Below are 25,919 nucleotides of genomic sequence, written 5' to 3' on the forward strand. Positions count from 1 at the left end.
CTCGGTCGACCCGAGACACATGCAAGCGGGTCGAACGGTTGCCGAACGACTGGCGTTCCTCGTAGAGCAAGACAGTGTGGGCGACATCGTGTTCGTCCACCGCGACGCCGAGGGCGAGCCACCCGAGTCTCGGGTCGACGAGATCGAGTCTGGACGGATTGCGGCTGGTGTCAACTGCCCAGTAGTCCCTGTCGTTCCGCTGCGGATGACCGAAGCGTGGCTCCTCCTCGACGAGGCAGCGATCCGACGAGCCGCCGGCAAGCCGAACGGACGCCGACCCTTGAACCTACCCACCGCAGCTGAAGCGGAGCGCATCGCTGACCCCAAAGCCGTGTTGCGGGATGTCCTCGTGGACGCCAGCGAGAACAGCGGCCGTCGCCGCGCTGCTGTTGTCCGCGACTTTGGGCGACTGCGCGCCCTGCTCATCGAACGACTGGACGTAGACGGTCCGGTCTCCACGTTGAGCTCCTGGCAGCGGTTGCTGGCCGACACCGACGCCGCCGTTGCCCAGCTCGAATGAGGCGACTGAGCGTTCTTGGCTCTCTTGTACCGAGCTGACTGCAGCGACATGTCCGACATTCCACGCAGGGAGTTGTGCCCCTGTGGCACGATGACAGCGTGGCGGGCTCCACGAACTCACGCGTCGACGCGCGGTTTCCAACGTGGCCGGGGCCAGTGGGCGGCGGTACCCGCGTGCGAACTGAACCCCCTGCTCACGTCCCATGCGTCGAACCGGCGCGAGGGGGAGGAGGCTCAGCTTCGGTCTCCGACAGACGGATCAGCTCTTCGACTCTGACCCCAACCTTTGGAAACGATGAACACGACTGAACTCAACGAGGTGCGCAACACGCTGTGGAAAGCAGCGGACGAGATGCGCGCCAACTCGACCCTCGGCCCGGCCGAGTATCGCAGCCCGGTTCTCGGGCTGATCTTTCTCGCATACGCGGAGCACCGCTTCGAACAGGTCCGACCGGAGGTGGAGGCGAATGCCTCGGCTCGCCGCCCGGTCACCCCTGACAGTTACAAGGCGCGCTCGGTGCTCTAGGTCGGCGTGACCTGCCACTCGCCCGGCAGCGCGCATGCGTCCGCTGCTGCCTCGTCGTCGTTCGAGCATGACGACGTCAGCACTGCCAGGACGGCCGCGGCGAGCAGAGCGAAGCGTGCGCACCTCCGGGTCTGGCAAATGTCAGTGGTTGCGTCCGGCATGACCTGCTCGTGACCGTACTCGCCCGTCACAGATTGTCTGTGTCAGCAGAACCCGGGGTTGGTGTACTCGACGCCGGTGATGATGTCGCCGGTGACGGATACGAAGCCTTGTCGGACGCCGCCTCCAAGGATCTGCTGCTCGCTGATGGGGTATCCGGCGGCCGCGAACTCGTCGATGGTGTTACCTGGGCCGACTCCTTGTGATGCGACTGTCGCCATTCCGGCGAGGTCCGGGAGTGGCCCGTCGTAGCCGAAGAGTCCGGCTCGGTCGATGCTGCCGGCGCCGACCATGTAGAGCCGGTCGCCGTCGGGTGGGAAGTCGCCTCGGAGGAAGCCGAACCGGATGTCGTTCCAGAACACGATGCGTTGGCCGAGGCCGCCGTAGCAGTCGGCGGTGTCGCCGTTGTCTGTCGGGGCGATGGTGTTCCAGCCGGTGTCGAACGTCGGTGGTCCGGCGACGGCGGTCACGGTGTCGATGATGAACTCGGCGCTGATGTCGGTGACCGGACCGAACCCGTACGCGGTGGACGATTCCAGGTCGAGAGGGCTGATCGGTCCGGCGGGTTGTAGCCACAGTGCGCGTTCGCCGAGCCGTACCAGCAGGTCAGTTTCGTTTGTTGTGATGTCTGCGGTGACGGTGCTTTCTGTCAGTTCAGGAGTCAAGCCGCCGACGATGCCCGAGAGGCCGCCGTTCGAGCATGCGGCCGTCTCCGCTGGTGAGGTGTCGAAGCCGGCGAGTTGTAACTGTCCGTCCTGGTAGGTCCATGTGCCCGCCGGTGCGCAGGCACCCAGTCGGGCGCTGCCGCCGGCGAGGAGTTCGAGCCGCGACCCGGAGCGTGTCGTCCAGGCGCCGACCAGCTCGTCGGCCTGCGGCACGTCGAGCGTGTCCGTGTCGATGTACACAGCGGCCCCGGCGCCCGAGTGGAGCTGCAACCGGTCTGATCCGACCGTGATCTGCCGGTTGACCATCAACTGCTGCTCGGACGCGCACGCGATAAAGCCGAGATCCACAGCGACGTCGTACACCTGCCCGAGCTCGGAGTCGTCGTTGCTCAACGGGTTGATCGTCACGTCGGCATCCCAGGCGTCGCAGCCGTCGTAGCCGGTCACCGTCGTAGCGTCCGGGAAGCTCAGCTCGAGCTCGTACTGGTAGTGGAACTCGTCATCGGTCGGGACACGCACCCAGGACCGTCCGACCAGCTCGGCGTTGGCCGTGCCGCCGACCGGTCCGGTAGTAGCGACGGGCTCGGTCGGCGGTGCGGTGCTTGACGGGGCGGTCGGGACGCTCGGCGTCGTGCCCGGCTCGACCGGTGTGGCCCCGGCGAACCTCGGGTCGTCGGGGCGTGTCACGTCGTAGGTGGCTTGCCAGGTTGCCTCGTCGACGAACACTGCGTCACGGGCGAGCTCGAGTGCGGACTCGTCCGACCCCATCACGGTTGCCCACGTGTCGGGAGCGACCTGCCAGACGATCAGGCCCACGCCGCCACCTGACGGGTCCTCCGCCCATCCAGTCGTGCCGTCGATGTCGACCTGGCGGAACGGTGTCGAACCGGCATGCAGCAGCAAGTCCGATAGCCGCCCGGTCGTGAGATAGCCGAAGGTTTCATCACCGTCGGTCCCGATGGTCAGGTCGACCCGCGGCGACATGATGGGGAACGTCGACGGTGGGACGATCGTCTGATATCCATCGGGCAAGTCGCCCAGTGAGAACGACACACCGCCGTCCGACCGGACAACGATGTCAGCCAGGGGGATGCCGCCGGCGGCGGAGATGAACGCTGCCGGGTCTTCGCCGACGACTGCGACATCGGTATCGCCCCTGTCGACCAACGCAATCCTCACGGGATTGGAGCCGAGCACGTAGCGCGTGTACGTGACGCCATCGACGACGACCTCCTCGCCTCCGTCGTCGTACGGACTCTCGAGTGGGATCGCGTCGATGTCGGCGAAGACGGTGATCGTCACCGGATCGACGAGACGACCTTCGTCGTCGATCTGACCGACCAGCGCTCGGCCGGCGTCGGTGGTCTCGAACGACACGAACCCCGAGTAGGCCGCGACCGCCTCTGCGTTGCGCGGGTCGTCGGCGGGCAGCGCCGGGAACACCTCCGGGAGGAGGTCTACAGACGCCGAGGGGCTCGTCGGCGACGGTGTGGACGGGTCGCTCGCGGGCATGTCGTCGGCGGGCGAACGGACCAACATCGCAAGTCCCAGCACCGTGATCACGACGACCGCAGCGGCGACACCGACGATCAGTGGCCACGACCGCTGGACCGCAGTTGCACCGCCGTGAGCCGGTGGCGGATCGGATCGTCGGTCGATCTGCGTCGTGGCGGCACGCCCGGCAAAGGCGTCACGCAGGCGCTGTTCGAGGTCGTTCACGACAGGTCCTTTCTGAGGCTGTCCAAGCCCCTGGACGCCAGCGACTTGACCGTGCCGGGACGGCACCCGACCAGTTCGGCGATCTCGGCCTCTGGAAGATCGAGCCAGTACCGAGCCACCAGAACCGTCCGCTGCCGGAATGGGAGTCGATCGACCAGGTCGAGCAACTCGACATCGATCGCCGGATCGTCGGCACCTGTGCGTGGCACGCTTGCCGCTCGCTGCTCACGAGCGACGCGTCGCCGATTGGAACGGTGCCAGTTCCGACACAGGTTCACCGCAACGACCCGGAGATAGGCGCCGGGATTGACGATCGACTCCCATCGGTCACGCACCTTCAGGAACGCCTCGTGCGCGATGTCATCGGCGGCAGCGTTCGAACCGGTCAACAGATGCGCGAGCCGAACGGTCGTCGCCAACTCGCGGTGGTACAGCCCCTCGAAATCGTCGCTCACGAACCCGTCCGCCATCTCGCATGACTGTCCCACACCACTACGACACCACCACAAGCACGATCGGTTCCACGAACATTCCAGACCGATCAGAACATCGCGAACCGCTCCGATCGATACACGCTCGGAACCGGCACGACGAGCGATACGACCGAGTCGGTCGCCGCCCACGTTGGGTGCTGGCGCTCCGAGGCGCGCTGGAGGCGTTCGGGTTTCCTGCTCGCCCGAGCTGGTGGCTGGGTGGCAGGGTCGTGGCCGTGACGATCTTCGGTTCCGCTGTTCAAGTGCCCGCCGGCGGCTCGGCGGCAGCTTCGCCTAGCACTTGGTGAACCGCCGTGACGGTCTCTGGAGCAGGATCCCCGGGAGGGCCCGGTTCGCCCCACACGACAAGTGCGGTATCGCCCTGATCTGTGATCGTGGGCTCACCGGGGTCTGAGCCGTCGACGAGGAACGGCGGCGCTTGCGGTGTCTCCGAGCATCGGTCGTCTGCCGGCTCGGTCGTCGTTGTCGCAGCCTTCCGCGGCGACGGCTCCACGTGAAGTTGAAGCTGTGGGGCGTCTTCACGGACTGTTTCGAACGGTGCTGCAGTGAACGGCGTGGACGCAGCGACTGGAACCTCGGCTGGGGTGTTGCGTTCGGACGAGTCCACACCGCACGCAGTGAACGTGAGCGCACCGACGGCAGCCACCATGGCACCCTTTCGGCGCATGGCCGGCGGATTTCCAGCTCGGTGTTGAGCAAACCGCAGTGGGAGATGGTTGGAAATCGTCATCGGAGGGGTGGTCCGTAGATGCCGTAGGCGCCCTCGTACCAGGTCACTCTGATGGTTTGGGCGTTGCGGGTGAGTTCGTAGCCGCCGGTGAAGGTGAGTTCCGCGGCCGACGGTGGTGTGGTGTCGCAGCCGTCGGCGCACCAGCGGGCGAGCGCATCGGCGATGTCGCCTTGGTCATAGCTGTTCGCTCCGAGTTGTTGCAGATCGAGGCGGTCTCCGAAAGGTGCTGATGAGGCTTGTGTCAGGAGGTCGGCGGCTTGGGCCCAGTTCTCGTTGTCGATGTGGGCGAAGTAGACCGTGAGGATGTCGGTCGCGGATTGTCGTTGCATGATCGGGGTTTGGATCTCGAACTCGTCGACGGTGAATCGGTCGTCGACCTGGCGGATCGACCAGTATTCGGTGACATCGATGATCCCGTCGTCGGTGACGTAGGTGACCGGAAGCGTCGTGCGCCACCACACATCATCTTGGATGTTGGTCAGTTGGTCGTTGCGCGCCACGTCGAGATGGAAGGTGCGTTCTGCCGGTGGGCACGTCGTCCAGCAGTTCGGTGCAGTTCCGTCGTAGATGGCCGGGACAGTGTCGATGCAATCGTCGATCAGGTCGAGTTGGTCGCTGTCCCGAGCCATCACCATCTGATTGGCGAGCTCGGTCATGAACTCGTCGACCGACGTCGTTGTGCCACAGCTCAACGGAGCGACCGTCGGCACAGTCGCGGTCGATGGCACGGTCGTGGTCGATGGCACGGTCGTGGTCGATGGCACTGTGGATGGTCGGGGGTTCGTCGTTGCAGACGGTGCGTTGGGAGCTGTGGTCCCTGGTACGTCGACGGTGGTCGACGGTGGCGCGCCGGTGGGCGCTGGTACGACGCTGGTCGTCGGAGTCGGTTGAGTTTGCGGCGGGTTGGTTGCCGGGATGATCTGGTCGGGATCGTCGTTGCCAAGCGTTGCCACGGCCAAGATCCCGGCTGCGATCACGAGAACCGACGCCGCGACGGCGAGCCAGCGGCGATTGTTGCTGGCGGTGTCGGTCCGGGTCATCGGCGATTTGAGCCTCTCGATGTCGGCGGGCTCAACAGCTTGCGCAAGGGCCTTCGACCATTCGCGGAGTTGGTCGGTGGGGTCATGCATTGGTGTTCACCCCCAGGTGATGGCGAAGGCGTTCCAGCCCTCGATCGCGGTGGGTTCTGACAGCAGACAACGACAGTCCGAGCGCCTCGGCGGTCTCGGTCGGTGTCCACTCGCATGCCTCGACGAGCCAGACGACTTCGCGCTGCCGGCGAGGGAGCTGCTGCATCGACGAGATCAACGCCGGCTCGACGTGCGCCATGTCGGCGGGTGGCGATGCAGGAAGCCGGCCCTGTTTCCGACGGCGTGACTTCGACAACCCCACACGGAACAGATAGGGCACCGGGTACTCCATGACGGCAACCCGATCCCAGTTCTTCCACGCGAACTCCAACGCAGCCGCAACAGCGTCACCGACGCGATGCGGAGCGATACGCCCGCCATAGGCGCGCCGCAGACGCGGCTCTGCCTTCCGGAAGAAGTCATCGAAGTCGTGGATAGCTGTCGTCATCGTCGTCTCTACCCTTCTGAACCCCTGAGCGACGTGAAACCGCTACAAACGCTCTCAACAATCTGCGGGCGACAGTACCGGCGTCCCGGCGCTGCCTCGCTCGTCTCACATATCGGTGCTCACGAGACGCCCAGAGCGTCGGCAGGGCACGACGAACAAGCTGCCGCCTACCGCCGGCTCGGGGCCACGCTTATCGACAGCCGCCGATGCCGTCCCGACCCACGCGCGAACCGGCACAGTGGGCGGTATGGCGGTGGCCACCGGCGGTGATCGCATTACTGAGCGGGTCGAGGCGCCGTAGCGCTCCACTGACGTGCCGGACTGTGCGGCTGTGGCGGCGACCTGAGGTGAACGTTATGCGTGCTTGCCGGCGCATGCTCGGCGCCGTCCAGACCGGTCAAGCTCGGCAGAGACGACAACAGCGCGACCGTCCGGTTCGCCCTCGAATCACTCAGTCGTCGGCGTTCTCGGAGCCCACATCCTCCGGTGTGATGCAGTAGATCTCGTAGGGCGGTTCGAGCCCGATCTGGGCGGCGAACGTCCCTGCCTGCGACGCATCGCTCAAGTCGATCTGAACACGGTTCTCGACAACTCCCCGGCCGTAGGGGCTCACCCCACTCATGATGGTGTCGCCGGACACTTCGAACCGTTCGACCAGGCGGTCGAGAGCGGCGTCCAACTTGTCCTGTGTCCAGGTGGGCTCGGGAACCGGGTCGCCCGGCTTCCAGTACACGTCCTCTCGCTCAGTCGGACAGTACGGAATCGAGGTGAGGACGGCGACAGTTGTTGCTGGCCTCGCCGAATTGACAACAACTGTCGTGACCGGGCTGCTGGCACTGCGCGCGTACGGGGTCACGCCATCGTCGACGTCACCTACATCGCACGCGGCGCCGCTCATCAACGCGACGAAGCCGACGCTGACCAACCTGCTGTGTCTCATGAACTTTGGACGATAGGTCACCTGCCGCGGTTCCCGAGGAGTACGGCAACCGGGCGATCAGAACGACGCCCCCGCTGTCACGCCGACCCCACGCGCTAACCGGCATAGCGAGCGGTACGACGCCGTCAGCCGGCGGCCACCGTCGGTGGTCGGGTTGCGAGCCGCAGCGACGATCCGAAGCTCCCCGCCGAGGTGCCGGACAGGCGCAGCCGGTCTACATTCGAGTGATGGGTTCGCGCTTGAGCATCCGGAAACGCACTGTGATCGGTACGTGGAGCGAGATCGAGGAGCGTCGGCTGGATGTGGCGTGGTGAGCCAGCACGCCGAAGCCCTGAGCATGTCGGAGCGTGTGGGAGGACAGCGCTTTGGTCGTCGAGGCGTTGCTTGCCTGGCACTCGCATGTGTTGCTGTCGGTGGGTGCGGCCCGGAGAGTCTCACTCCGGCAGCGCTCAGCGAGACATCAGATGGGTACGTGTTGGCGACCTTCAGGTGCGCACGCGACGTCACCGCTTCTGTCGCTGAGTCTGCTTCCGAGGTGGCGATCGACGAGGTCAAGGGCACGCTGGTCGACGGCGACTGCGAGGGCGGGACCGACATTGAGTTGTCGCAGCCGGTTGGAGACCGGCGAGTTGTTGTAGACGGTGAGCTCTGGGAGCGGATCGACGACAACTGCCAGCTTGCGGTGTACGCGCCTTCCTACGCCGGAGAGGAGTGGAGTTGGGGCGTCCCGCTCCCGTGCAACGTCGTTGACGACAATGTCAATGGCTGAACCCGCTCGGCACCGGACGCACATACTGACAACGCCCGCAACAGCCTGCGCCAGCGCGAGAACCGGCACATCGAGCGATACGTGGGTGAGGGGTATCGGCCACGGACGGTGGCGCACCAAGACGTGATCGTGGGGTGCCGACGGCTCGAACCTGAACGACGGGGCCGGCGAAAGCGAAGCGGCTCGGCGGCGAGTCAGCGCACTATGGGTGTGGGCAGCCGTTGACTTACGACTCAGGAACCGACGTTGATGCCGCCATCGGGTCGCTCCACGGAGGTGGGACGACAATGGCAAGCTCTGCGCCCGTGTCGTCGACCAGGACGTGCCGGCCGTCGGGCGCGTCGTCGTGTACGAAGAGGATGTTCTTCTCGTACTTGCCGAGGTCTGCGCGGGCGGCGGCAGCAGCTGCGAAGCGATCCGGAATCAGCGCCACTCGCACGATCGGCCGGCTGTAGATGGGCAGGTCGACCGCCAGCACCTGCGTCGACGCAAAGCGGGGCTCGGTACACCGCTTGTCCATGGCCGACGCGGTTCCGTAGACGATGCAGATGTTGTCGTCGAGCTGTCCGAGGAAGAGGTCGATGTCGTCAGACGGTGACGGCACAGCGACCAGCGCCGCATAGTCGGGCGGGACTGAGCCGGTTGCCGACTCGGGCGGAAGTTCGGACTCTTCGACGCTGGCCGTCGGGTCGCCGAGCACTGCGAAGAGGTCGTCGACAGCCGCAACGTCGTATCGTTCGTACACGAGTCTGACGTTGCCCTTCTCAAAGACGAGTTGACCTTCGCGTTCGGTCGGTCTGTCATCGAACGCCTGCCGCATATAGGCCTCGCCGGTGTTCGCATCGCCCCCGCAGGCCATGGCCGTCGACATGATCTCGCCGCCGAACTCGCCCGACTGCCAGTTGCAGGTCGTCGCTGCGCGGAACCCGTCGGCTGTGATGTCCATAAACAGTGGCTGCTCGATCTCGACGGGTTCACCATCGACTTCCAGCGAGATCACCCGCCACGTACCGTCCGACGCGGCGTCGCCCCCACCGCAGCCCGACGCGAAGGCAAACGCAACGATCGCGAAGAGCCAGAGGGCCTTCATGCAGATCAGACGTATCACACCGCTCCATAGTTCCGGCGCGCTCAGAACATCACCCAGCCCAGGAGCGAGAATCCGAGCAGAACCGGCATTACGAGCGGAGTTCGAGCAGCGCCGAGGTCGCGCTGCGTGAGCACTCGGACCAGTCGCTGCTTCGGGATCGTTTCGGCGGTGAGGAGGGCAGTCTCGATCTCTCGACGACCCCGTGGTTGCCGACAGCAGCGGCTTCGACACGTTCGTTTCTCCCGGGTGGTACCGGGATATGGGAAAGAGCCCCCCAAGGGCTCTAACCTCGCGCATTGGCTTGTGGGTTTTCTTGCAAGCCCTGCGCCTCTAGCTCAACGGTAGAGCAGCGGGCTTTTAACCCGTTGGTTCAGGGTTCGAAACCCTGGGGGCGCACTGATGTCGGTCGGCCGACGTTCACTGGAGGTGTCGTGCGAGCGCACGACTCACCCGGCGGGCGTCGTGCTCGATCGCCCAGAGCGTGCCGGTCAATGGCACCGTGAATCCGACGAAGCCGAGCCCGGCGGACGGCGTCACCGAGACAGGCCGCCCGTCGGTGTCGAGCACGCCGAGATGTCCCACGAGTGGTTCGAGCGCCGGGCGGTATCCCGTCGCTGCGATCACAACGTCGGCATCGACCCGGTCGCCGTCGTCGAGCAACGCTCCGTCCTCGTCGAGGTCGGTGACGGCGTCGACCACCGTCACTCGTCCCGACCTGATGGCGTCGACGATGCCGTCGGCCGTCATCGGCTCCTTGTGTCGGGCGAGCAGTTCCATCATCGGAGCGGTCGGCTCGGGGAGGTAGTCGCGCCGGCCGTAGATGCGTCGCTCGATCCAGGGCGCCGCTCGGTCGACCAGGTAGTCGGGCATCACGTCGGCCGGGGGAGCGAACGGCGTCGACGGCACTCCGACGACTTCGCGTGGGAACACCCGTGGCGCCGACCGGACCGCCCACGTCACGCCGATCCCGGCGTTCACCAGATCGACGCAGATCTCGCCGCCGGAGCTGCCCGCACCGACGACGAGCACCCGACCATCGGCGACCTGATCCGGGTTGCGGTACTCGGCGGCGTGAAGGAGCCGACCGGAGAAGCGGCCGGCGTTCGACCAGTCGGGCCGGGTCGGCGTGGCCGAGTGACCGGTGGCGATCACCACGCCGTCGGCTCGCCAGGAGCGGCCACCCGTCACGTCGAAGCCGCCGTCGGGCCGACGATCGATCCGGTCGACCGACCCCGCGTCGCCCAGGACGACCTCGAGTCGGTGATGCTCGACGTAGCGCTCGAAGTAGTCGACGAGATCGTCGCGACCGACCCAGCGGCCCAACGACCGCGGCATGCGGAGGCCCGGGAGGTCCGACATCCAGCGCACCGTGTTCAGGCGCAGCGAGTCGTATCGGCCGGCCCACGAAGCTCCGACCCGCTCGGCCCGGTCGACCACGACGGCCCGCACGCCCTCTCGACGAAGGAGCGCAGCGGTCGCGAGCCCGGCGGGTCCGGCGCCGACCACGACGACGACCGGCGCATCGGCGGCCGGCTCGGCAGCGGACCAGGGTCGGAGGCGGTCGGTGAGGCGGGCGAACATCGGCGGGGTGGGAGTGGCCGTCTCCGAGTACGGCTCGGACGTGGCACTCCGATCGAACCTACCCTGGTCGTCGACGCGGCGCCGGGGGCGCCGCTGGGAGGAGACCCGACATGGCACAACTCACCGAACGACCGGCCGACTGGGTGTCGACCGCACCCGTCGTGGTCGAGAACTCCCGGCCGATCGCAGCGCCGGTCGAGACGGTCTGGGAGCGTATCGCCGACCACGAGACCTGGCCCGAGTGGTTCACCGACCTGTCGTCGGTCGCGGTCACCTTCGGCGCCGAAGGTGTTGGCGGTGGCCGCGACGTGAAGGTGCCGGGCATGACGGTCAAGGAACGGTTCACCGCGTGGGAGCCGCCGCATCGATTCGCCTTCACCTTGTTCGAAGGGCCGCGCATCATGACGTCGATGGCCGAGTCGGTCGTGCTCGCGCCCGACGGCGACGGCTGCACGATCACCTACACCCAAGGCATCGAACCGGCCAAGGGCTTCGGCTGGTTGGTGAAGCTGGCTGCGAAGCGACTCGACGGTCAGCAGCGTGCGGCGCTCGACGAGCTCGCCGCACTCGTCGAGTAGCTCCGACATCGACGGGCCGCCGCCGGCGTCGTAGCCTCGCGACATGGAGTACCGGTACCTCGACGTCACCACGGACGGGCCGATCGCCACGATCACGCTCGACAACCCGCAGCGACGCAACGCGCTCGCGCTCGACGTGATGCTCGAGATCACCGATGCGTTCCGCACGATCGGACGCACCGATGCGCGCGGCATCGTGCTGGCCGCGAACGGGCCGGTGTTCTCGGCCGGACACGACTTCGGGAACATGCTCGGGGTGTCGCTCTCCGATGCCCAGGAACTGCTCCAGGTCTGCACCGACATGATGAACGTCGTGCAGCAGGTGCCCCAGGTCGTCATCGCCAAGGTGCATGCGCTCGCCACGGCGGCCGGTTGCCAACTCGTCGCCACGTGCGATCTGGCGATCGCCGCTGAATCGGCTGGCTTCGCCCTCCCCGGCGGCAAGGGCGGCCTGTACTGCCACACACCGCTCGTCGCCGTGGCGCGCCAGATCGGTCGGAAGCGCGCCCTCGAATTGTCGATGACCGGTGACCCGATCGATGCCCACACGGCGGCCGACTGGGGTCTCATCAACCGTGCCGTTCCCGACGACGATCTCGACGATGCCGTCGACGACCTGATGCGTCGCGCCACGCGAGGGAGCGCCTCGTCGAAGGCGCAGGGCAAGCGATCGTTCTACGCCCAGGTCGACCTCGACCAGCCGAAGGCATACGCCTACGCGATGGAAGTGATGGCCGCCGGCGTCGTCACCCCGCACGGCCAAGAAGGCATCGCGTCGTTCCTCGAGAAGCGCAAACCCGACTTCTCCTGAGCGCGTCACGAACCCCGCTCCGCCGACGGGGCTCGCCGGCGGTCGCTAGGGCCATTGGTCCCTACCCGCTGTGAGATCCGCCACCGGTCGGCGACGGAGCGCGCCGATCGAGACCGGACCTTGATCTTCGGTCGATCAACGCTGAACGTCCGCCCTGCATCGTGATGGCGTAGTCACCGGACGAAGGCGGACGATCGATGAACCAGTACCCCCCACCACAACCGAGCAGGACGCCCCCCGGCCTGCCCGGACAACGTGGTCGGTTCGCCGTGATGGTCGCGTTGGCCGCAGTCGCGGTCGGCGCGACCGTCTACAGCGGCGGCACCGCTCCGGCTGCCACCGAAGCGGCCGACGAGGAAACGATCGTGTCGGTCGCGCTGAGCGAGTCGCCCGAACCCGTCGTCGACGGCACGACGTCTGCAGCGACGGTGCCGACCACGACCCCCGCCGCCGTCGAGGCCACCCCGAGCACTGACCCGACGGCAACGGCCGACACGGCCGTCTCGTCCGACACGGGTGAGTCGGTCGGATCGACCGAAGCCGGATCGACCGAAGCCGGAGCGGTGACCGAGGACGCCCCCGTCGCCGAGAGCGCCTCCTCGATCACGCCCGACCAGCCCTACACCGACGACTTCACCGCCGACTCCGGCAACTGGAGGACGATGACGGGTTCGTGGGCCGTGCAGGCCGGCACCCTGGTGCAGAGCGACCCGAGCGGCTTCGACCTCATCAACACCCTCGACCTCGACCTGCCTGCCGAGTACGACGTGACCGTCAGCATGCAGGCGCAGGGCGACAACCTCGGCGGGGGCATCGTCGTCGGTCTGAGCAACACTGCGTCGCGGCGCGGTGCGTACCTGATCGACTTCACGGCGGGCGGGACCTTCCTTCGGTGGGGCCGCTACGACGTCGACACCGGTATCTACAAGTACCTCGGCGGACTGAACGTCGGCAGCGACGTCGCTGCCTGGAACACGCTCCGCGTGAAGGTTGCCGAGTCGGAGTCGACCGTGTTCTTCAACGGCGATCCGCAAGGCACGTTCGACCCGGTCGTCGGTGGCATGGCCGGACTCGTCACCTCCGAGTCGACGGTCGCCTTCGACGACCTCACCATCGAGGCCCTCTGATGTCGAACCAGCTGCACCGCGTCGCCGCGTCGACGGGCGGCAGCTCTGCCGAGTGGGAGCCGCCCCGGCAATACGCCGACGAGCTGCCGGCGCCGACCGTCGCCGTCACGTCGTCTCGACGCAAGCGCGACGACAGCCTCGACGTGATGCGCACCGTCGCGCTCGTGCGCGTCGTCGTGTGGCACGCCTTCGGCATCGCCTTCATCTCGTGGGTCGTCGCGACGATGCCGATCATGTTCTTCGTGGCCGGCTCGCTCCTGGCCGGCTCGCTCGACCGGATGCGCGTGCGCGACATGTATCGCAAGCGCCTGAAACGGCTCCTCGTGCCCTACTGGTTCTTCGGCGGCACGGTGCTCCTGGTCGCCCAGTTCGCCTACCTGATGGACCCGACCGTCGCCCGCTATGTCGAGCCGTCGCGCGTCTTCGCATGGATCTTCCCGGTCGTCGACCCGTCGGTCTCGCTCTGGGAAGGCGGCTGGGCGTCGAGCCCGATGTGGTACCTGCGCGTGTACCTGTGGCTGCTCGTCCTCTCGCCCGTGCTGCGCTGGGCCGTGAAGCGGTTCGGTTCGTTGGCGCTGCTGCCGTCGGTCGTGATCGCCGCCGTGATGGAGATGTGGCTGCACCATCCGACGGCCGTCCAAGGCCCGACCGGACTCGTCCCGAGCGAGGCGTCGTGGATGCTCGGCGAGACCGCCCTGTTCTCGTTCTTCCTGATGCTCGGCTTCCTCCACCACGACGGTGCGTTCGAACGGCTCACCACGTGGGCCGCCGCCGAGTGGATGCTGATCGCCGCCGTCGGCACGTTCCTGTGGTGGACCGTGTTCCCCGCACCGACCGGGGTCATCAACCACTCGTTCATCGGTCTGCTCGCCAGCGGCATCGGCTGGATCGCACTGTTCCTCGTCGCCAAGCCGTGGCTGCTCGGCGCGACCGACAACGACATCGGCAAGGCGATCGTGTACTGGTTCACCGCGCGGGCGATGTCGGTCTACCTGTGGCACAGCCCAGCGATCGCGATCGGCTACTGGCTGATGGGCGGCATCGCCCCCGACGCCGCCCGCATCTGGGTGCTCGTTCCCACCGCTGCGCTCACCGTGCTCGCCGTCGTGCTGTTCGGCTGGATCGAAGACATCGCCAGCGGTCAGCCCGCCCGCCTGTGGCCGCGTCCGGCCGCCTCGGTCATGTGGCGCTGGCCCGACGCCATGCCCTGGGGGCAGCGGCGCGGCAATGCCGTGCTGAGCGGGCTCGCGCTCGGACTGCTGGCGGCCACCACGTTCGCCGCCGTCGCCGTCAACCGCAGCGGTGCCGATTCGGTGAGCGCCGCCGGACCGACCGCCGCCGCGACCGCGTCGGCCGACGAGTCCGAGCTGCCGCCGCCCCCCAGCGGCAGCCCGGCGATCGCCGACTTCGGCGACTCGACCGACGCCGCCGACACCACGTCGACTGACACCGAGCTCCCGCCTGCACCGAGCGGAAGCCCCGACATCGCCGACTTCGGTGAATCGAGCGACGACGGCGCCACCGAGACGGACGACTCGGAGCTCCCGCCTGCACCGAGCGGAAGCCCCGACATCGCCGACTTCGGCTCGACCGACACCGCCGATGCAGCCGACGCCGTCGCGCCGACGGCAGCCTCGGGCGACCTCGACTCGGTCGTCGCCGACTGGTTGGCGGCGAAGGGCGTCGACGGCGTCCGCGTCGCCGTCGTGGACGGCGCCGGCACGATGACCACCGCCGCGGTCGGCGACGTCGCACTCGACGACGTCGTCCCGATCACGTCCACCACCAAGACGATGACGGCGGCGATCATCCTCGACCTCGCCGAGCAAGGCGTGCTCGACCTCGACGGTCCGCTGCCCGCAGTCGCCGCCCTCCCCGAGTTCCCGTACAACGACCAGATCACGATCCGACAGCTGCTGATGCACACGTCCGGCCTGGTCGCCTATCAGTCGGCCACCGGCTACGACCAGACGCAGTACCTGACCGACATCGAGGCGGTCACGATGTCGGGCAACACGCCGCTCGAGTGGGAGCCCGGCACCGCTCGCGGCTACAGCAACTCCGGCTTCCTCCTGCTCGGCCTGATCGCCGAACAGGTCACCGGTCGACCGTACGCCGATCTCGTCGCCGACCGCACCGCGGCTCTCGGACTCACCACGATGCAGCTCGACGACAACCAGGTCGGCGGCTGGGTCGGATCATCGGCCGGCGGCCTGGAGGCGTCGGTCGTCGATCTCGCCACATGGGGCTCCGCCCTGTTCCAGCAGGATCTCGTCCTCTCACCCGAGATGGTCGCCGAGATGACCGACGTGTCGAACGACTTCCGAGCCGGTCTCGGCGCCTTCCCGGTCTGCCCCTGCTCGGTCGCCGAGGACGGAACGCCGATCGTCACGTCGATCGGTCACAACGGCGGCGAGGTCTCGGTGCAGTACTCGCCGTCGGACGACCTCGTGGTCGCGGTGAGCCTGACCGAGTCACTCTGGACCGACGAGCTGAACGAGCAGGACGTCTACGACCTGCTCGCCTCGATCCGCACCACCTTCTGATCGGTCGTCGGTCGGTTCGGTCCGGTCAGGTCGGGTCGGGTCACGAACCGTCGGCGTCGTTCGGCCAGAGCGCCGTGTCGGGGTGGAACTGGCTCCACGCGAACCAGAACGCTTCGTGCACGCCGACCTCGCCGTCGTCGGTCGAGGCGACGAAGCCGCCTCCGTCGGTCGTGACGGTCACCCCGCCGAAGCGGACTTCGTCGCTGTCGGCGAGCGCCGTCCGCAGGGCATCGACCCCGAAGGCGATCGTGGTGCCGTCGTCGAGGAGCACACCGAGCACCGGCTGCTGCACCCCGAGCCGGTTGTCGACGTCACCGATCGGGAAGATCGGACCGTTGTCGTCGCGCCCGTCGAGGGGATCGTCGGCGTACGAGCGCCCGATGCCGCCGTCCTCGGCGACGATCGACGTGTCCGGGTGCTCCGCCTTCCACTCGCCCCACGTGCTCACCGTCACCGAGTGCTGCTCGAGCACGACGCCGTCGTCGTGGAGCGGGCCGCTCACCGCCGCACCCGTGAACGTGTCGAAGACCGACATCGTCGTCAGGTCGTACATGACCTTGTTCGACCGATTCAGTAGCCCCGACGTGCGCAGCACCAGCGGCTCGTCACCGCCCGGCACCGCGTCGGTCGCGAACGCCTGGGCCGACCCGCACAGGGTGCAGTAGGGGATGCCGAAGCGGCGTCCGCCGATCGTGATGTTCACCATCTCGTGGACCTGCATCACGTTCTTCGGGAACGCCACTGCCTCGCCGCCCTCGTCGACGCCGAACACGATCGCGTCGTCCGGGTAGTAGTCGCCCTCGGCGGCATCGACGAGCGCGGGGTCGTCGAGCGCGGGGATGCAGCCGGGGACACAGCGGCTCGTGTCGCCGAGCGGACGGTCGTCGATGAAGACGCCACCCCAGCCGATCCAGCGCCAGTCGATCTCAGCATCGACGTCGCCGAAGAACGGCTGCCAACCGTGGTCGGCGAGTGCGAACAGGTCGCCCTTCGACCGCTGGTAGTCGGGCGGAGCCGGTGTGTCCCACGCGATGAGGTGGTTCGTCACGACCGTCCAAGGCGTGCGATTCGCATCCGGGTCGTCGGCGAGGTCGACGCCGGTCAGGGTGGCGAACCCGTCGAGGTAGGCCTGGGCGGTCGCCAGGTCGGGGGCGAACCGGAGCAGGTCGGCGACGAGCCACGCATGCCGGGTGTCGCCGGCTGTGATGAACTCGTCGAAACCGGGTGCCGGCGACGTACCGGTCGGGATGTAGGCGAGCACCTCGTCGAACGCTCTGGTCGCAGCGTCGTTCGGTCCGTCCGGTGCGGGCGGCGGCTCGGGGTAGGTGATCGTCGCCGCCGTGGCCTGCGGTGGCGGCGCGGTGGTGTCGGTGTCGGAGCTCCCACAGGCGGCGATCGCTAGGGTTCCGACCAGCAGCCATGCCGTCGTCCCGGAGGTCATGCGGCGAGCGTAGAGTCGGCCGGTCCGGGCAGCCGGTCGACCCGCCCGGTGTTCGCGATTTGTTTCGTGGCCCGTCCCGACCTCGTTCGCATCCGGCGATCGACGGCGAGGTGAGCGCCGTCACGCGGCGAGCGCGACCTCGCGGAGGCGGGCGGCGATCCGGCTGCGTCGGTTGCGGACCGTGCGCGAGGTCACCTCGAGTTGGGCCGCCACCTCGTCGACGCTCGGGTTCTGCAGCAGCAGGTCGATCAAGTCGAGATCTGCCGTGGCGACACCGGCCAGTCGTGCGTCGGCGAGCAACTCGGCCAGCTCGGTCTCGGGGCCGCCGTCGTGCTCGATCGGCGTCGGTGCGGCCCACCGGTCACCGTCGAACAGCGGGAGTTCGTCGTTCGACTTGCGCCGCTCCTGACGGCGGAACGCATGCCACTCGGCGTCGGCCAAGAGCGCGGCGGCGACGAACCGGTTCCGGCGACACGGGTCGTAGGTCCGAACGGCGATCCAGGCAGCCGACAGGAGGTCTTCGAACGCCCGCGTCTCGCGTCGACGCTTGGCGATCGACAGCAGCCCGCGACGCAGTCGTTCGATGACGATTCGGGCCGCGAGCTCGTCGTCGCGTGCGATCGCGACCAGGCGGCGGAGGAGCAGGTCGGCCTCGGCCGAGTCGGTGCGATCGCCACCGACGGCGTTCACGACCTCGTCGAGATCCGCAGGCGGTTCGGGGAGCAATCCCCATCGCCCGGCTCGGCCGACGGCGACCGGGCAGTGGGAGAGGCGGAGCCACTCGGTGGCGAGACGGGCATTGGTGGTGTACCAGCGATCGGACATGCCGGCCACCATGCCGATCGAGGCTCACCGCAGGTCTCACAGGGCTTCACATCGGTCGGAGACGCGGTCTCACCGCTGGCTCGCGACTCCTCACAGCGGGTTCACCGCACCAGGTCAGCGGCGATTTCTCGATTTGTTCGCCTCTGCTTTCCGGATCGGCCGGTGAACGACCTTCCCGAGGGTCGTGGAGTCATCGATCACGATCCGCTGCACGGCCGGCCCCGACGCCGGCTGGGAGCAACCACTCGGTACCGGCCGCCGGTGGCTCGGTCGCGCCTCGGGCGACCTGAGCATCGCCGACCCGACCCTCGAAGCCCACCACGCGCTGATCGACGTCGGCCCGACCGGTGACGCGTCGATCATCCAGACCGCGGGTCGGTCGCCACTCTGCGTCGACGGGCTCGTCGCCGACGGGTGGGTGCCGCTCGTGCCGGGGTCGGTCGTCGAGGCCGGCTGGAGTCGGCTCGAGATCGTCGGAGCCGGCACGGTGCGTTCCGGTCCGGATCTCGGCGGCGCCGGCGCGATCCATGCCCCGCTCGCAGGGTCGGCCGACGACCTCCGACGCTTCGAACGCGACCTCGAACGGGTCGCTCCGGCACTGCGCCGAGCCCACCTGGAACGCCGTCCGCCGGGCACCGTGGAGGTGGGTGTCGCGTCGCTCGTGCTGGCGCCACGGGTGCTCGACCGATCCGGTCGGCCCATCGCGGCCGACGGGTGGAGCGACCCGACGGCCGCCGCCGTCGAACGGTTGGCCCGGCACGAGGTGCCCGTCCGGATCGAGCTCGTCGCGGGTGAAGCCGTCGCCGTCGTCGGCCCGCACCGTGATGCCGTGATCGCCTCCATGCTCGGCCAGCTGGCCCCGATCCGGCGGGCCACCGTGCTCGTGGTCGACGCCGACGACGCCGAGGCGTTCGCAGCGGTCGACCGTCCCCTCGTCGTCCGGTGCGAGTCCGTCGACGACGTGCCGTCGTGGTGCCGTTCGACGCTCGACATCGGGGCGACCTGGCGGGGTACCTGGCACCACGGGCCAGGCTCGGTGATCCGGCTCCACGCCGCCGCCCGACGAGAGGCACCGTCCCCACCGTCGTCCCCACCGTCGTCAGGGACGCTCGTCGCTGAGGAGGTAGCGCGGCCCGGTGCCGAGCGTCGCCGCCGCGTCGTCGGGGTTCCACAGGCCGCACGACGAGAGCGACAGGCATCCACATCCGATGCAGCCGTCGAGTTCGTCACGGAGCCGGGTGAGGATCGCGATCTGTTCGTCGAGTCGGGGCTGCCAGGTGCGTGCCAGCTTCGCCCAGTCCTTCGAGGTCGGGGTCCGCCGGTCGGGGAGTGAGGCGAGCGCCTCTGCCACTTCCGCCAGGCTCAACCCGACCCGCTGCGCGATCCGGATGAAGCTCACCCGTCGCAGCACGTCGGGGTGGTACCGGCGATGTCCCGATTCGTTCCGTTCCGACTGGATCAACCCATGTTCTTCGTAGAAACGTAACGCCGATGTCGCGACGCCGGCGCGCTCGGCGACCTCGCCGATGGTGAATCGTCGTTGCCCCTTGACTTCAACCATGCTTGAAGTTTTACCGTGACCGCCGTGACGACAGCAATCGACAACCAGGCCGGCGAGCAGACGGTGATCGGCCACATCGACGACTTTGACGTGGCCGCCATGAAGATGGTGAAGGTCGACGGGCATCGCCTGTGCGTCGTGCGCACGAGCGACGGCGTCTACGCACTCGACCAGGCATGCCCGCACGAGGGGTACGGACTCACGACCGGCGAGCTCGACGGCGACCTGATCACGTGCGCGTGGCACAACTGGAAGTTCCGGGTGAGCGACGGGTCGTGCGTGCTCGGGGAGGAAGACGTGCGCACCTACCCCGTTTCGGTCGCCGACGACGGCACCCTCGCCGTCGAGTTCAGCGAACCCGATCCGGCCGTCATCCGACCGAAGCTGATGACCAGTCTGCGGAGCGGCATCGAGCGCCAGTACATCGGCCAGGTGTCGCGCGACATCGTCCGGCTCCTGCGCGCCGACGCCAACCCCGGCGAGCTCATCTGGGAAGCCGTCGCCTACGGGGCGCCGCGGGCGGAGTTCGGATGGGGCCACTCGATCGCATCGCTGACCGACTGCCTCGGCATGGTCGTTCAGTACGAGAACGACGACCGGGCGCTGCCGATCGTCCAGGCCATCGCCGGCGTCGCCGAGACCGAACGCGGCCGTCCGGAACGGCCGCTCGCCGACGCGCTGCCGACCCTCCCACCCGACGCCCGCGCCGAGTTCCGGCGCCAGGTCGAGGGCGAGAGTGTCGAGGGCGCCCAGTCGGTGCTGCGAGCGGCGATCCACGACGGTGCCGACGCCGCGATGTTGAAGCCGTGGTTCACCGACGTCGTCAGCGACCACCTGCTCGGCTACGGGCACGGGGCGATCTACGCCCAGAAGGCGTTCCAGCTCCTCGAACGAATCGGATGGGACCGGGCCGACACCGTCCTGCCGCACCTCGTGCCGACCATCGTCTACGGCACCCGTGAGGACAAGTTGCCGTACATGAAGCTGTTCCACCGCGGCGTCGACCAACTCGACCTGCGCGACCTCGCTGAACGGGCGAACGAACCCGATCCGAACTGGGTCGACGACGGGCGCCTGCTGACGGCGCTGCTCGGCCCCGACCGTACCGAGGCGGCTCTCGCCACCGGCGCAGCGCTGGCGGGCGGCGCCTCACTCGAAGACGTGCTCGACGTCGTCACGCTCGCCGTGTCGGAGCGGATGCTGCGCTACGACACCGACGGCGAGCTCGACTTCCACGACGACTTCGGCTGGCTCGACATCACACACGGCATGACCTACGCCAACGCGGCGCGGTGGCACGTGGGTGACGGCCCGGTCACCGTCGACGACGTCCGCCTCGTGTTGTGGACGGCGTTCCTCGCCAACTGGACCGGTCGCCACGAATGGCACACCGCCGTCGGGGATCGGGCCGAGATCGAACCCCGCTCGAACGATCTGCTCGAGTACGGGCGCTCGCTGCAGCACGAGGCGCTGCTCGACGGCACGACGGCGTTCATCGTCCACGCCCACGCCGTCAAGATGAGCGTGGCGGCAACCGAGGAAGCGGCCCGGTTGGGAACGTCCGCGCCGCTCGACGCCACCGCCCGCTTCATGGCCGCCCCGAAGCTCGAACGCTTCGTCGCCGCCACCGTGACCCGCAGCATCGACTTCCTCAGCGGCAAAGCCCACCGCGACTGACCGGTCGGAGGCAATCGGGTCAGGTGTCGGAGGCAATCGGGTCAGGTGTCGGAGGCAATCGGGTCAGGTGTCGGAGGCAATCGGGTCAGGTGTCGGAGGTGACGGCGAGGAACGAGCCGTTACCGGCAGATCACCTGACCCGGGGTCGGTGCGCGAACCCGAGGGAGCGAGTCGCTGGGTCGACCACAGGATCCCGGGTCAGGTGACCGCCGGTAACGACTCGCCCAGGGGGCGAGTCGTCACCTCTGGCACCTGACCCGGAGTGATCGGTTACTCGGTTTCTTCGGTGGGGCCGTCGGTGAGGATCTGGTAGAGCTTCGCCGTCGTCTCCTTGATGGCGGCGGTGGCGGCCTCGACCTGGTCGGTCGAACCGAACCGTCCGATCTGACGGGCCGGGCCGACGAGCTCGGCCATCGCGCCTCGGATCTCACCGTGGCGGGAGACTTCGCCCTCCCACGGTGGCGTGCCGTCACCCTCGGCGTTGAACTCACCGAGTCGCTCGCGACCTTCGTCGGTGAGCTCGTAGCGCGGCTTGGTGTCGTCGTCGTTCGCGGTCTCGGCGATGAAGCCGCGGTGTTCGAGGCGCTTGAGGGCGGGGTAGATCGAGCCGGAGCTCGGCTTCCACTTGCCGCCGCTGCGTTCGTCGAGCTCGGCCATCAACTCGTAGCCGTTCATGGGTTGTTCGGCGAGGAGGGTGAGGATCGAGCGGCCGACGGCGCCCCGGCGGGCCCGCTTGCGGCCGTGGCCGTGGGGGCCACGATGGTGTCGATGATGCTTGGGCATGTGCTGCCTCTTTCTGTGTCGGGGAAACGCTGGCGGCCGTTCTGACCGGCCGGCTGTCGTTTCCGGTATCGATATGTCGTTAATGTAGCGACATATCGATACCGACACAACCCGCCGTTGCGAGATCGGTCAGACTGCGGTGATGCCGACCGTCGGCTTGCTCCACACCGCGCCATTCCACGTCGCCACCTTCGACGAGCTCGTCGGCGAGTTGGCGCCCGGCTGGACGGCCGAGCACCTCGTCGACGAATCCCTGCTCGAACGGGCCCGGCTCGACGGCCTCGCCACGGTGAGCGACGCCGTCGGGCGAGCGTTGCTCGACCTCGCCGCCCGCAACGTGGAGCTGATCGTCTGCACGTGTTCGACCATCGGAGGTCTGGCCGAGGCGTCGGCCGGCACCGTCGACGTTCGGGTCGTGCGGGTCGACCGCCCGATGGCCGAGCTGGCCGTCGCCACGGGAGGGCGCGTCGCGATCGTCGCCGCGCTCGAGAGCACGATCGGCCCGACGACCGAACTCGTCTCCGGGATATCAGCCGGGCGCGGCGTGCACATCGAGATCGCCACGCACGTCGTCGCCGAGGCGTGGGAGCGCTTCGAGGCCGGCGACCTCGACGGCTACGCGCGGGTCATCGCCGCGGCACTTCCCTCGCTGGCGGCGAGCGCCGACGTCGTCGTGCTCGCGCAGGCGTCGATGGCGGGCGCCGTCGGCATCGCCGGCGAGGTGGGCATTCCGGTTCTGGCCAGCCCCCGGACCGCCATCGAGCAGCTCCTCCGCTGACCTCGCGCGGCGGGGCTACGCCGCGTTGCGGATGCCGTCGACCATCAGGGTCGTGAAGCGGGCGATCAGTTCGTCGACCTCGGGGGCCTCGCCGCCACGCAATTGGGCGATCAACGAGATCTTCGGTGCCAGCTGCACGAGGCCCTGCATCGTCGACCAGCACAGCCAGGCAACCTCGTCGACATCGGCGGACAGGTGCTCGTCGTCGATCATCTGCTGGACGACGCGGTGGAGCACGTCGTAGGCCTCGAGCCCGCACGACTGCAGCTCGGGATCGTCGGTGTCGACGATGTCGGTGCGGAACATGACCTCGCAGTGGCCGCGATTGGTCGTGGCCATCCGGACGTAGGCCTGGCCCAGTGCAGTCAGCTGCTCGACCGGGTCGTCGGTGGTCGAGATCGCTGCCTCGGAGGCGACGTGCAGGGCGGCGAAACCCTCCTCGGCGACCGAGGTCAGGAGCCCCTTCATGTCACCGAAGTGGTGGGCGGGCGCCGTGTGCGACACGCCGGCGCGCCGCGCGACCTCGCGCAGGCTGAATCCGCCGGCGCCGCGTTCTTCGATGACCTCGACCGCCGCGCGTCGCAGCGCGTTCGGCAGGTCGCCGTGGTGGTAGCCGTCGCCAGACTTGCCGGTTCCGGAGGTCGGTGCGGTCGTGGCCGATGTCACGTCGTTCATCCTAGTCGCGTCACCCTCGCATCTTGACGCTGCCCAGATCGATCTTTACAGTGTCACCTGACATCGTCAAGATTGGAACAGCATGACTACCACCCCGCTCCACGAAACCGCATCACCGCCCGGTGAGCCCGCCGCCGGCGACCGTCACCGGTGGGCGATCCTCGCCGTCACCTGCCTGGCCGTCTTCGTCACGGTGCTCGACGGCACGATCGTCAACGTCGCCCTCCCAACCCTGACCGTCGATCTCGGCGCGACGAACCGTCAACTGCAGTGGATCGTCGATGCCTACCTGCTCGTCTTCACCGGCCTGCTGCTCGCCGCCGGCGGACTCGGCGACAAGTACGGCCGAAAGCGGATGCTGATCGCCGGGCTCGTCGTGTTCGGCGCCACCTCGGCGTACGCCGGATCGGTCGACACCGCCAACACCCTGATCGCCGGGCGTGCGCTGATGGGTATCGGCGCCGCCATGATCTTCCCCGCGACCCTCGCGATCATCACCAACGTCTTCACCGACCCGGCCGAACGGGCCAAGGCGATCGGCGTGTGGAGCGCCGTCAGCGGGATGGCCGTCGCGTTCGGGCCGATCGTCGGCGGCTGGCTGCTCGAGCGCTACTGGTGGGGATCGGTCTTCTTCATCAACGTGCCGATCACAATCATCGTGGCCGTCGCCGCGTGGCGCCTCATCCCCGAGTCGCGGGAGCACGACGCGCCCCGTCTCGACCTCCCCGGCGTCTTCCTCTCCATTGCCGCTATCACCGCCCTCGTGTTCACGATCATCGAGGCGCCCGAGTGGGGATGGGCCGACCCGACCACCATCGGTGGCTTCGTCCTGGCTGCCGTCCTGCTCGCCACGTTCGTGTGGTGGGAGTTGCGCACCCCGTCACCGATGCTCCCCGTCGGCATCTTCCGCAACCTGCGCTTCAGCGCGGCGAGCGTCGCCGTCACGTCGGCGTTCTTCGCACTGTTCGGTTTCGTGTTCCTGATCACCCAGTACTTCCAGCTGGTCCGCGGCTACGGGCCGTTCGAGGCGGGTCTCCGCACCCTGCCGGTCGCGATCGCCATCGCCGTTGCCTCGGTGATGGCGCCCCGCATCGTCGAGCGAGTCGGCACCACCAACGTCGTGCGCGTCGGCCTCGCGCTGCTCGGTTCGGCGTTCGTGTGGATCGCCTTCCGAGTCGAGGTCGACACCTCCTACTGGGAGATCGTCGGCCAGATGGTCGTGCTCGGCGCCGGCCTCGGAGCGACGACCGCTCCGGCGACGGAGTCGATCATGGGGTCGCTGTCGGCCGACAAGGCCGGCATCGGTTCGGCCGTCAACGACACGACTCGCGAGCTCGGCGGCACCCTCGGCGTGGCCGTGATCGGCAGCGTCTTCAGTTCCGTCTACATCGGTGCGCTCGACGACGGGGGCGCCGACAGCGTCTTCGCCGGCCTCCCGGCCGAAGCGCAGGAGATCACCAGGGAGTCGGTCGGTGCCGCCGGCTTCGTCGCCCGCGAACTCGGGCCGAACGCCCCCGCCTATCTGGCCGAGGTCAACGACGCGTTCCTGTCGGGCCTCACCATCGGCTGCCTCGTCGCCGCCGGCGTCGCCTACGCCGGCGCGCTGTTCGCCAGCCGGTTCCTGCCGGCACGCGCCTGAGTCACACGAGCGACAGCAGCTCCGACAGCGCTCCGATCTGATGGGTCGGGGCGCTGTCGGGCGCCAGCGGCTTGCCGTGCGGGTTGTACCAGCACGTCGCGATGCCGTAGCCGGCACCACCGGCGATGTCGGAGGTGAGGCTGTCGCCCACCATCACCGTCGTCGCCTTGTCCGGGTGGCCGAGTTGCTCGAACGCAACATCGAAGATCTCCGGTCTCGGCTTGGTCACACCGACCTCGGACGACACGACGATCGAGTCGAAGTAGTCGGCAATCCCGAGCCGCGAGAGACGCGATCGTTGGACGTCGCTCAGCCCGTTGGTGATCAGCCCGAGCGAGGCGCGCGACGCCAGTGCAGCGAGCACATCGGCGGCGCCGTCGTACAAGGTGCCGTGGGCGCCGAGGCCCCACACGAACGCCGTGGCCATCTCCTCCACGTCGGCGTCGAGGCCGACCGTCGCGTTGAACTGCTCGAATCGGCGGTGCCGCACGTCGGTCGGTTGTAGCTCCCCCCGTTCGACCGCTGCCCACATCGCTCGGTTGATGTCGACGTACGTGCCGAAGTGGGCGTCGGGGTCGGCGAGGCCGAACGTCGCCGCGGTGTGCGCATACGCCAGTCGCTCCGACTCGTCGGAGTCGTACAACGTGTGGTCGAGGTCGAACAGGATCGTCGAGTACATCAGTGTCGAAGTGTGCCAGGCACGGTTCG

General features: G+C 68.1%; 24 protein-coding genes and 1 tRNA gene. 11 read left to right on the plus strand and 14 right to left on the minus strand.

Features of this window, described 5'->3' with window-relative positions:
- Positions 1–76 precede the first annotated feature (76 nt).
- Positions 77–520 carry a hypothetical protein gene (locus BDK89_RS01650; RefSeq protein WP_208293922.1) on the plus strand — a complete coding sequence of 148 codons (444 nt, stop codon included), beginning with the start codon at positions 77–79 and terminating at the stop codon, positions 518–520.
- 294 nt (positions 521–814) lie between these two features.
- Positions 815–1,045 (plus strand): type I restriction-modification system subunit M N-terminal domain-containing protein, encoded by a 231-nt coding sequence (locus tag BDK89_RS01655; RefSeq protein ID WP_133867298.1) that lies wholly within the window; start codon positions 815–817, stop codon positions 1,043–1,045.
- A gap of 203 nt (positions 1,046–1,248) precedes the next feature.
- On the opposite strand, the gene BDK89_RS01660 is transcribed toward BDK89_RS01655, so the two are convergent.
- From BDK89_RS01660 to BDK89_RS01680, 5 genes are all read right to left on the minus strand, one after another.
- The gene (locus BDK89_RS01660; RefSeq protein ID WP_133867299.1) at positions 1,249–3,588 is read right to left on the minus strand and encodes a hypothetical protein; all 2,340 of its coding nucleotides are present in this window, start codon (positions 3,586–3,588) and stop codon (positions 1,249–1,251) included.
- Positions 3,585–4,058, minus strand: a complete 474-nt coding sequence (locus BDK89_RS01665; RefSeq protein WP_133867300.1) for an RNA polymerase sigma factor — start codon at positions 4,056–4,058, stop codon at positions 3,585–3,587. The genes BDK89_RS01660 and BDK89_RS01665 overlap by 4 nt, the downstream gene beginning before the upstream one ends.
- Positions 4,059–4,808: 750 nt before the next feature.
- Positions 4,809–5,504: a hypothetical protein gene (locus BDK89_RS01670; RefSeq protein ID WP_133867301.1), complete on the minus strand. Its 696-nt coding sequence runs from the start codon at positions 5,502–5,504 to the stop codon at positions 4,809–4,811.
- A gap of 430 nt (positions 5,505–5,934) precedes the next feature.
- Positions 5,935–6,390, minus strand: a complete 456-nt coding sequence (locus BDK89_RS01675) for an RNA polymerase sigma factor (protein WP_133867302.1) — start codon at positions 6,388–6,390, stop codon at positions 5,935–5,937.
- A 451-nt stretch (positions 6,391–6,841) separates the two neighbouring features.
- Positions 6,842–7,330 carry a hypothetical protein gene (locus BDK89_RS01680; protein ID WP_133867303.1) on the minus strand — a complete coding sequence of 163 codons (489 nt, stop codon included), beginning with the start codon at positions 7,328–7,330 and terminating at the stop codon, positions 6,842–6,844.
- Between the two features lie 472 nt (positions 7,331–7,802).
- Here BDK89_RS01680 and BDK89_RS01685 point away from each other — a divergent pair, with 472 nt between their 5' ends.
- Complete coding sequence (locus tag BDK89_RS01685; protein WP_133867304.1) at positions 7,803–8,099, plus strand: hypothetical protein; 297 nt, start codon at positions 7,803–7,805, stop codon at positions 8,097–8,099.
- A gap of 226 nt (positions 8,100–8,325) precedes the next feature.
- Here BDK89_RS01685 and BDK89_RS01690 read toward each other — a convergent pair whose 3' ends face one another.
- Positions 8,326–9,189, minus strand: a complete 864-nt coding sequence (locus BDK89_RS01690) for an META domain-containing protein (protein ID WP_133867305.1) — start codon at positions 9,187–9,189, stop codon at positions 8,326–8,328.
- Between the two features lie 324 nt (positions 9,190–9,513).
- Between BDK89_RS01690 and BDK89_RS01695 the strand changes: the two genes are divergently transcribed.
- Positions 9,514–9,585, plus strand: a tRNA-Lys gene (locus BDK89_RS01695).
- A gap of 21 nt (positions 9,586–9,606) precedes the next feature.
- Here the strand turns inward: BDK89_RS01695 and BDK89_RS01700 are convergent.
- Complete coding sequence (locus BDK89_RS01700) at positions 9,607–10,770, minus strand: flavin-containing monooxygenase (RefSeq protein WP_133867306.1); 1,164 nt, start codon at positions 10,768–10,770, stop codon at positions 9,607–9,609.
- A 110-nt stretch (positions 10,771–10,880) separates the two neighbouring features.
- Here BDK89_RS01700 and BDK89_RS01705 point away from each other — a divergent pair, with 110 nt between their 5' ends.
- The 4 genes from BDK89_RS01705 (at position 10,881) to BDK89_RS01720 (ending at position 15,832) form a co-directional block, all read left to right on the plus strand.
- Positions 10,881–11,348, plus strand: a complete 468-nt coding sequence (locus BDK89_RS01705; RefSeq protein ID WP_133867307.1) for an SRPBCC family protein — start codon at positions 10,881–10,883, stop codon at positions 11,346–11,348.
- Positions 11,349–11,391: 43 nt separating this feature from the next.
- Positions 11,392–12,159 carry an enoyl-CoA hydratase-related protein gene (locus BDK89_RS01710; RefSeq protein ID WP_133867308.1) on the plus strand — a complete coding sequence of 256 codons (768 nt, stop codon included), beginning with the start codon at positions 11,392–11,394 and terminating at the stop codon, positions 12,157–12,159.
- Positions 12,160–12,431: 272 nt separating this feature from the next.
- Positions 12,432–13,286: a hypothetical protein gene (locus BDK89_RS01715; protein WP_133867309.1), complete on the plus strand. Its 855-nt coding sequence runs from the start codon at positions 12,432–12,434 to the stop codon at positions 13,284–13,286.
- Entirely contained in the window at positions 13,286–15,832 is a 2,547-nt protein-coding gene (locus BDK89_RS01720) for a serine hydrolase (protein WP_133867310.1), read from the plus strand. Before BDK89_RS01715 ends, BDK89_RS01720 begins: the two co-directional genes overlap by 1 nt.
- A 40-nt stretch (positions 15,833–15,872) precedes the next feature.
- Here the strand turns inward: BDK89_RS01720 and BDK89_RS01725 are convergent, their stop codons facing one another.
- From BDK89_RS01725 to soxR, 4 genes are all read right to left on the minus strand, one after another.
- The gene (locus BDK89_RS01725; RefSeq protein WP_133867311.1) at positions 15,873–17,273 is read right to left on the minus strand and encodes a DUF3179 domain-containing (seleno)protein; all 1,401 of its coding nucleotides are present in this window, start codon (positions 17,271–17,273) and stop codon (positions 15,873–15,875) included.
- Between the two features lie 120 nt (positions 17,274–17,393).
- Entirely contained in the window at positions 17,394–18,098 is a 705-nt protein-coding gene (locus tag BDK89_RS01730; protein WP_133867312.1) for a hypothetical protein, read from the minus strand.
- Between the two features lie 190 nt (positions 18,099–18,288).
- Positions 18,289–19,119, minus strand: a complete 831-nt coding sequence (locus BDK89_RS01735; protein ID WP_133867313.1) for a hypothetical protein — start codon at positions 19,117–19,119, stop codon at positions 18,289–18,291.
- 78 nt (positions 19,120–19,197) lie between these two features.
- Entirely contained in the window at positions 19,198–19,659 is a 462-nt protein-coding gene (soxR, locus tag BDK89_RS01740; RefSeq protein ID WP_133867314.1) for a redox-sensitive transcriptional activator SoxR, read from the minus strand.
- Positions 19,660–19,683: 24 nt separating this feature from the next.
- On the opposite strand from soxR, the gene BDK89_RS01745 reads away from it, so the two are divergent.
- Entirely contained in the window at positions 19,684–21,336 is a 1,653-nt protein-coding gene (locus BDK89_RS01745; protein ID WP_133867315.1) for a Rieske (2Fe-2S) protein, read from the plus strand.
- A gap of 270 nt (positions 21,337–21,606) precedes the next feature.
- On the opposite strand, the gene BDK89_RS01750 is transcribed toward BDK89_RS01745, so the two are convergent.
- Complete coding sequence (locus tag BDK89_RS01750) at positions 21,607–22,119, minus strand: PadR family transcriptional regulator (protein WP_133867316.1); 513 nt, start codon at positions 22,117–22,119, stop codon at positions 21,607–21,609.
- A gap of 142 nt (positions 22,120–22,261) precedes the next feature.
- On the opposite strand from BDK89_RS01750, the gene BDK89_RS01755 reads away from it, so the two are divergent.
- Positions 22,262–22,897, plus strand: coding sequence for an aspartate/glutamate racemase family protein (locus BDK89_RS01755; RefSeq protein WP_133867317.1), 636 nt, complete (start codon positions 22,262–22,264; stop codon positions 22,895–22,897).
- 15 nt (positions 22,898–22,912) lie between these two features.
- Here BDK89_RS01755 and BDK89_RS01760 read toward each other — a convergent pair whose 3' ends face one another.
- Positions 22,913–23,563: a TetR/AcrR family transcriptional regulator gene (locus tag BDK89_RS01760; RefSeq protein WP_208293923.1), complete on the minus strand. Its 651-nt coding sequence runs from the start codon at positions 23,561–23,563 to the stop codon at positions 22,913–22,915.
- A 91-nt stretch (positions 23,564–23,654) separates the two neighbouring features.
- Here BDK89_RS01760 and BDK89_RS01765 point away from each other — a divergent pair, with 91 nt between their 5' ends.
- Positions 23,655–25,211 carry a DHA2 family efflux MFS transporter permease subunit gene (locus tag BDK89_RS01765; RefSeq protein WP_133867319.1) on the plus strand — a complete coding sequence of 519 codons (1,557 nt, stop codon included), beginning with the start codon at positions 23,655–23,657 and terminating at the stop codon, positions 25,209–25,211.
- A gap of 1 nt (position 25,212) precedes the next feature.
- Here the strand turns inward: BDK89_RS01765 and BDK89_RS01770 are convergent, their stop codons facing one another.
- Positions 25,213–25,890 (minus strand): YjjG family noncanonical pyrimidine nucleotidase, encoded by a 678-nt coding sequence (locus tag BDK89_RS01770; RefSeq protein ID WP_133867320.1) that lies wholly within the window; start codon positions 25,888–25,890, stop codon positions 25,213–25,215.
- Positions 25,891–25,919: the final 29 nt, after the last annotated feature.

The organism is Ilumatobacter fluminis (genome assembly GCF_004364865.1).
Lineage (GTDB): Bacteria > Actinomycetota > Acidimicrobiia > Acidimicrobiales > Ilumatobacteraceae > Ilumatobacter > Ilumatobacter fluminis.

What these genes read in the sequence shown, in the direction of transcription:
- BDK89_RS01710 (WP_133867308.1), top strand. Translation starts at nt 11,392, where the DNA reads ATGGAGTACCGGTACCTCGACGTCACCACGGACGGGCCGATCGCCACG.
- BDK89_RS01765 (WP_133867319.1), top strand. Translation starts at nt 23,655, where the DNA reads ATGACTACCACCCCGCTCCACGAAACCGCATCACCGCCCGGTGAGCCC.
- BDK89_RS01690 (WP_133867305.1), bottom strand. Translation starts at nt 9,189, where the DNA reads ATGAAGGCCCTCTGGCTCTTCGCGATCGTTGCGTTTGCCTTCGCGTCG.
- BDK89_RS01755 (WP_133867317.1), top strand. Translation starts at nt 22,262, where the DNA reads ATGCCGACCGTCGGCTTGCTCCACACCGCGCCATTCCACGTCGCCACC.
- BDK89_RS01715 (WP_133867309.1), top strand. Translation starts at nt 12,432, where the DNA reads ATGGTCGCGTTGGCCGCAGTCGCGGTCGGCGCGACCGTCTACAGCGGC.
- BDK89_RS01730 (WP_133867312.1), bottom strand. Translation starts at nt 18,098, where the DNA reads ATGTCCGATCGCTGGTACACCACCAATGCCCGTCTCGCCACCGAGTGG.
- BDK89_RS01720 (WP_133867310.1), top strand. Translation starts at nt 13,286, where the DNA reads ATGTCGAACCAGCTGCACCGCGTCGCCGCGTCGACGGGCGGCAGCTCT.
- BDK89_RS01655 (WP_133867298.1), top strand. Translation starts at nt 815, where the DNA reads ATGAACACGACTGAACTCAACGAGGTGCGCAACACGCTGTGGAAAGCA.
- BDK89_RS01750 (WP_133867316.1), bottom strand. Translation starts at nt 22,119, where the DNA reads ATGCCCAAGCATCATCGACACCATCGTGGCCCCCACGGCCACGGCCGC.
- BDK89_RS01705 (WP_133867307.1), top strand. Translation starts at nt 10,881, where the DNA reads ATGGCACAACTCACCGAACGACCGGCCGACTGGGTGTCGACCGCACCC.
- BDK89_RS01665 (WP_133867300.1), bottom strand. Translation starts at nt 4,058, where the DNA reads ATGGCGGACGGGTTCGTGAGCGACGATTTCGAGGGGCTGTACCACCGC.
- BDK89_RS01725 (WP_133867311.1), bottom strand. Translation starts at nt 17,273, where the DNA reads ATGACCTCCGGGACGACGGCATGGCTGCTGGTCGGAACCCTAGCGATC.
- BDK89_RS01770 (WP_133867320.1), bottom strand. Translation starts at nt 25,890, where the DNA reads ATGTACTCGACGATCCTGTTCGACCTCGACCACACGTTGTACGACTCC.
- BDK89_RS01700 (WP_133867306.1), bottom strand. Translation starts at nt 10,770, where the DNA reads ATGTTCGCCCGCCTCACCGACCGCCTCCGACCCTGGTCCGCTGCCGAG.
- soxR (WP_133867314.1), bottom strand. Translation starts at nt 19,659, where the DNA reads ATGGTTGAAGTCAAGGGGCAACGACGATTCACCATCGGCGAGGTCGCC.
- BDK89_RS01675 (WP_133867302.1), bottom strand. Translation starts at nt 6,390, where the DNA reads ATGACGACAGCTATCCACGACTTCGATGACTTCTTCCGGAAGGCAGAG.
- BDK89_RS01680 (WP_133867303.1), bottom strand. Translation starts at nt 7,330, where the DNA reads ATGAGACACAGCAGGTTGGTCAGCGTCGGCTTCGTCGCGTTGATGAGC.